Origin of the sequence: Chamaesiphon sp. VAR_48_metabat_135_sub, from assembly GCF_031418915.1 — a bacterium.
Lineage (GTDB): Bacteria > Cyanobacteriota > Cyanobacteriia > Cyanobacteriales > Chamaesiphonaceae > Chamaesiphon.
Genome location: NZ_JANOJV010000098.1, coordinates 1 through 4,817 on the forward strand (window position 1 = coordinate 1; position 4,817 = coordinate 4,817).

The 4,817-nt window shown below is 45.0% G+C and carries 5 protein-coding genes; all 5 read left to right on the top strand.

All coding sequences use genetic code 11. The annotated features are described in order from the left end of the window. Positions 1-511 (top strand): MORN repeat-containing protein (locus RMO55_RS07465; protein WP_396134213.1); only part of this gene is annotated, 511 nt, incomplete at its 5' end. 2 nt (positions 512-513) lie between these two features. Then, positions 514-1,146, top strand: a complete 633-nt coding sequence (locus RMO55_RS07470; protein WP_310425450.1) for a MotA/TolQ/ExbB proton channel family protein — start codon at positions 514-516, stop codon at positions 1,144-1,146. 285 nt (positions 1,147-1,431) lie between these two features. Next, entirely contained in the window at positions 1,432-1,836 is a 405-nt protein-coding gene (locus RMO55_RS07475) for a biopolymer transporter ExbD (RefSeq protein ID WP_310425451.1), read from the top strand. Between the two features lie 50 nt (positions 1,837-1,886). After that, positions 1,887-2,777: a (2Fe-2S) ferredoxin domain-containing protein gene (locus RMO55_RS07480; RefSeq protein ID WP_310425452.1), complete on the top strand. Its 891-nt coding sequence runs from the start codon at positions 1,887-1,889 to the stop codon at positions 2,775-2,777. Between the two features lie 367 nt (positions 2,778-3,144). After that, a partial coding sequence (locus RMO55_RS07485; protein WP_310425453.1) for a glycoside hydrolase occupies positions 3,145-4,817 on the top strand: 1,673 nt, incomplete at its 3' end.

Consider the following 4,817-nt stretch of genomic DNA (forward strand, 5'->3'; position numbering starts at 1 on the left):
AGGTAATCTTGCTAACGATCGACCAGACGGTCAAGGTACGATGACTTTTGCCGATAAAAGTAACTATACAGGCGAATTTAAAGCTGGACAATTTGCAGGAACAGGAACTCGCAAGTACAAAAATGGTAATATTTATACTGGCACATTTATGAATGGCGGACCCACTGGTCAAGGATCGTTAACTCTAGCCAGTGGTGATAGCTATACAGGTAATTTTGTGACTGGTAAATTTAATGGTTCTGGCACCTATAAATTTAAAAATGGGGACAGTTATACCGGAGAATTTAAAAATAGCAAATTTGTCGGTAAAGGCGTAATCGTCACGGGTGGAAATCGTTGTGAAGGAGAATTTAGCAATGGCGAATTAAATGGTAAAGCTACCTGTAAATATAAAGGTGGCGAAGAATTTATTGGCGAATTTAAAGATGGCGATCGCGAAGGCAAAGGAGTATTAACTTCTGCCAACGGCACTAAAATAGAAGGAACTTGGAAAGCGGGGAAAATGCAATAATTATGGACGACTTTATTAAAACTTTTAATGCAGGGGGACTAGTCATGTACCCTTTGCTATTAGCATCAATCTTAGTTATTGCCTTGGGGATCGAAAGACTAAATTTTTGGATTAAGATCGGGCGCAGACAAACACCGATGATTAGGACAGTACTAGATTTGTATCAAAACAGATCGCCATTAGTATTTGATAGGCTCGAACGGGAACGCGATCTACCGCTTGCGAGAATCTTTATGGCAGCAATTGGGCTAAAAGATGCTACTCCTGACGAATTTCGGTTGGCACTAGAGAGCGAAGCTCATGCCGAAATTCCGATTTTACGCCGATTTATTGATGTTTTTGATGCCGTCATCGGGTTAGCTCCACTTTTAGGACTTTTAGGTACGGTTACAGGCTTAATTGCTTCATTCTCTTCTCTGAAAATTGGTCAAAGTGCTGGGGCGGGTGCGAATAACGTTGTTGGTGGTATTGCCGAAGCTTTAATTAGTACGGCAACAGGCGTAATTGTAGCGGTAATTGCATCACTATGTGCCAATTTATTTCGGGCATTATACCAACGGCAAATGTCCCAAATCCAAGAATCTACAGGTCAATTAGAACTAATTCACCGTCGCAATTGGCAACAACCAGGGTAGTAGTCAGGGCTATTTCATGCTCCAATCACTCAACCCAATTCAGGATCTGTAGGGGTAGGTTTATGCAAGTATGCATCGATACTGACAAATAATCTCTCGGCAAAACCTACCCTCATCACTATAATTCTAGAATGAAATAGCCCTGGGGTAGTAGGGGCAATTCATGAAGCGGCGGTTTTATTCGGGGGTTCCCCCCGAATAAAAAACCGACAAGACATTGCCCCTACTCTTTGAGATTTGCTAGTGTAGATTAAAGTTTTTTTGATCAACCATAAATTTATAAACATGCGATTATTAACTGATAACGAAGATCGTGCGCCCGAGGTTAACATTGTGCCACTCATGGACGTAATTTTTGCAATTTTAACCTTTTTTGTGATGACATCTCTACTCCTGAGTCGGACTGAAGGATTACCAGTCAATCTCCCCGGCGCGAGTTCTGGCAAAAGTCAAGATCAGACCAAAATCGTCGTCACCATCGATCCGCAAGGGGCGATCGCGCTCAATCGTCAACCGACAGATTTAGACAGCCTAACGCCCAAAATTCAGGCACTAGGAGCTAAAAATCAGGAGTCGTTAGTAGTAATCAATGCTGATGAAAAAGTTGGACACGGACAAGTAGTTGCAGTGATGGATCGAGTTCGCCAAATTCCAGGGGTGAAGATGGGGATTGCGACACAAAGGAAGTAATAAGTAATAAGTAATAAGTAATAAGTGAAGTTAGTTACGATCGAACATATATGACAGCGAATACTTTTCAGCGGCGGGTGACACCATTAAATAAAATTGACATAGAACGGCTCGATGAAGACAATTTATTCGAGTATGAAGACTTCCCTGCAACTTTTGATGTGCTAGGGCCGATGCTGCATTCTCTATTTCAAGAACACTGGCAAGAATTGGGATTGGGTCATGTCGTCAATGGTAGCGTCTTAGAATTAGAATTTGAAGCTGCACCAACTGCTTGCTGGATGTATGACGGTTATCTGACGGTAATTTCCCAAGGTTGGCATATGCATCTGTGTATTGGAGAAAATAAAGGCGGGCCAGAGCGTACCAATTCTCCAGCACTACGTCAAGCCAGACAAGTCAGTCGAGCGGCATTATCTCGACAATTAAACGCTCAAGGGAAGCCGCAAAGCTGGGGCATTCAGTTCTGGAATGGGGAAGGCGAAAAGATGATGAGTATCTTTTTACCCAGTCCATTTTTAGGCGCGGGTGAAGACTTTTTGCCAGAGCATCAGCCCGATCTTGCCAAACTAGCAGTGTACGAAAATCTGCGCCAGATTTATGTGTTGGGGACGATGGATATTCCCTATGAAACTAATCCTTTGACTCGCCCTTATATTTCCGTTTGTCGATCTACTCGGTGTAATAATGGTCGCGATTGGCAGTCAGTTTATGATGCGATCGCTGTAGAATTGAAAGCAGCTAATTTGGACATAGATTTAACTGCCGCTGGCTGTTTACAAGTTTGTAAAATGGGGCCGATTGTCTTTTATTCTGGCGACGATCGCGATCGCGAACATACTTGGTATACACGAGTAACACCAGATGTTGCTAAGGAAATTGTCACTCAACATTTAGGTGAAAATCAAAAAGTCACAAGACATTTATATCCGCAATCTTAGGATGATGTTTAAAGTTTGATACTAGAATGACATTGGTAAATATTGGGAGTCGGGATCGACTGTTCGGTGGAAATTCTCCTCGGAGCGCGGTAGGTTTCCGCCGGAATACTCTGAACATCACCACGATCGATCGTGGCAAATAGTCTCTACTGACAGCTTGCACCAGAGCGTGAGCCGCTGATGCAAGCTGTCAGTTAATTAAGACTTGTAAACGAACAGCGCGATCCCCGCCTTAATATCGATCGAATCGTGTTTTCACCAAAAGAAGTAAGTTAAGATCGCAGACGATCGGACAAACAGCGTGCCATCATGGACAGCGATATCGATTAGCACGCACTTAAATTATTTGTGAATTTATAACTCATCTATGCCGCATCCTCTTCACGTCGCCTTTATCTGGCATCAACACCAACCTCTGTACAAGTACCGCGATGGTAAGTACCGACTACCGTGGGTGCGTTTGCATGGAACTAAAGATTATCTAGATCTAATTTTATTACTCGAAAAATATCCGAAACTGCATCAGACGGTAAACTTGGTACCCTCGTTGATTTTGCAGTTGGAAGATTATATTGCGGGGACAGCCTTCGATCCCTACTTGGAACTGGCTTTGATGCCTGTCGAGCAGCTTCAGGCGGCGCAGAAACAATTTATAATTCGGCACTTTTTTGATGCCAATCACCATACGTTAATCGATCCTCACCCGCGCTATGGCGAACTGTATCACCAACGCCAAGCACATGGCGAACCGTGGTGTTTTGATACTTGGGTCGATCGAGATTATAGTGACTTATTAGCATGGCATAATCTCGCTTGGTTCGATCCATTGTTCTGGGAAGATCCAGAGATCGCTGGCTGGTTAAAACAGGATCGGGATTTTACGTTAAGCGACAGACAGCGGATTTATTCCAAGCAGCGAGAAATACTACGGCGAATTGTCCCCCAACATCGGAAGATGCAGGAATCGGGACAGTTGGAAGTGACGACTACGCCTTATACTCATCCAATTTTACCCCTGTTGGCAGATACCAATGTGGGACGGGTAGCCGTGCCAAATATGGACTTACCTAAGCAACAGTTTAGCTGGGCGGAAGATATTCCGCGCCACTTGACGAAGGCTTGGGATATGTACAAAGATCGCTTTGGTTGTGTACCACGGGGTTTATGGCCGTCAGAGCAAGCGGTAAGCCCTGAAATGCTGCCTTATGTGGCGCGTCAGGGTTTCAAGTGGCTGTGTACGGATGAAGCCATTTTGGGGAATACCCTCAAGCAGTATTTTCATCGCGATGGTGCGGGAAATGTGCTCGAACCAGAAGTATTATATCGCCCTTATCAGGTAAGTACGCCCGATGGCGATCTGTCGATGGTATTCCGCGATCATCGCTTGTCGGATTTGATCGGATTTACCTATAGTGGGATGCAGCCAGAAGCAGCGGCGGCGGATTTAGTCGGACATTTACATGCGATTTCCAAATCTCTGATTGCGAAAGAGGGGCATACAGGTACCGATCTCGAAAAACCTTGGTTAGTTACCATCGCATTAGATGGCGAAAACTGTTGGGAACACTACCATCTTGATGGTAAACCCTTCCTCGAACATCTCTATCAAACCCTCAGCGATGATGAAAGCATCAAGCTGGTGACTGTCTCCGAATTCCTCGACGAATTCCCACCTACAGCCAGCTTCCCTCCCGCAGATCTGCATACAGGTTCCTGGGTAGATGGTAGTCTGACTACCTGGATTGGCGATCCGGCGAAGAATCGCGCTTGGGATCTGCTCACAGCAGCCAGACAAGTCTTGGCAAATCATCCCGAAGCAACAGAAACAGCTAATCCCGCCGCCTGGGAAGCTCTATATGCCGCCGAAGGTTCAGATTGGTTCTGGTGGTTTGGCGAAGGACATTCATCGAATCAAGATGCGATGTTCGACCAGCTTTTCCGCGAACATCTGATCGCGCTGTACAAGGCTTTAAATGAGCCTGTACCTAGCGAATTGAGTCAAGCTGTCGAATCTCACCAACGCCGGACTACTTACCGTCC

Excerpts from the sequence above, each read along its gene's own strand:
- RMO55_RS07470 (WP_310425450.1), top strand. The coding sequence starts at position 514 with ATGGACGACTTTATTAAAACTTTTAATGCAGGGGGACTAGTCATGTAC.
- RMO55_RS07480 (WP_310425452.1), top strand. The coding sequence starts at position 1,887 with ATGACAGCGAATACTTTTCAGCGGCGGGTGACACCATTAAATAAAATT.
- RMO55_RS07475 (WP_310425451.1), top strand. The coding sequence starts at position 1,432 with ATGCGATTATTAACTGATAACGAAGATCGTGCGCCCGAGGTTAACATT.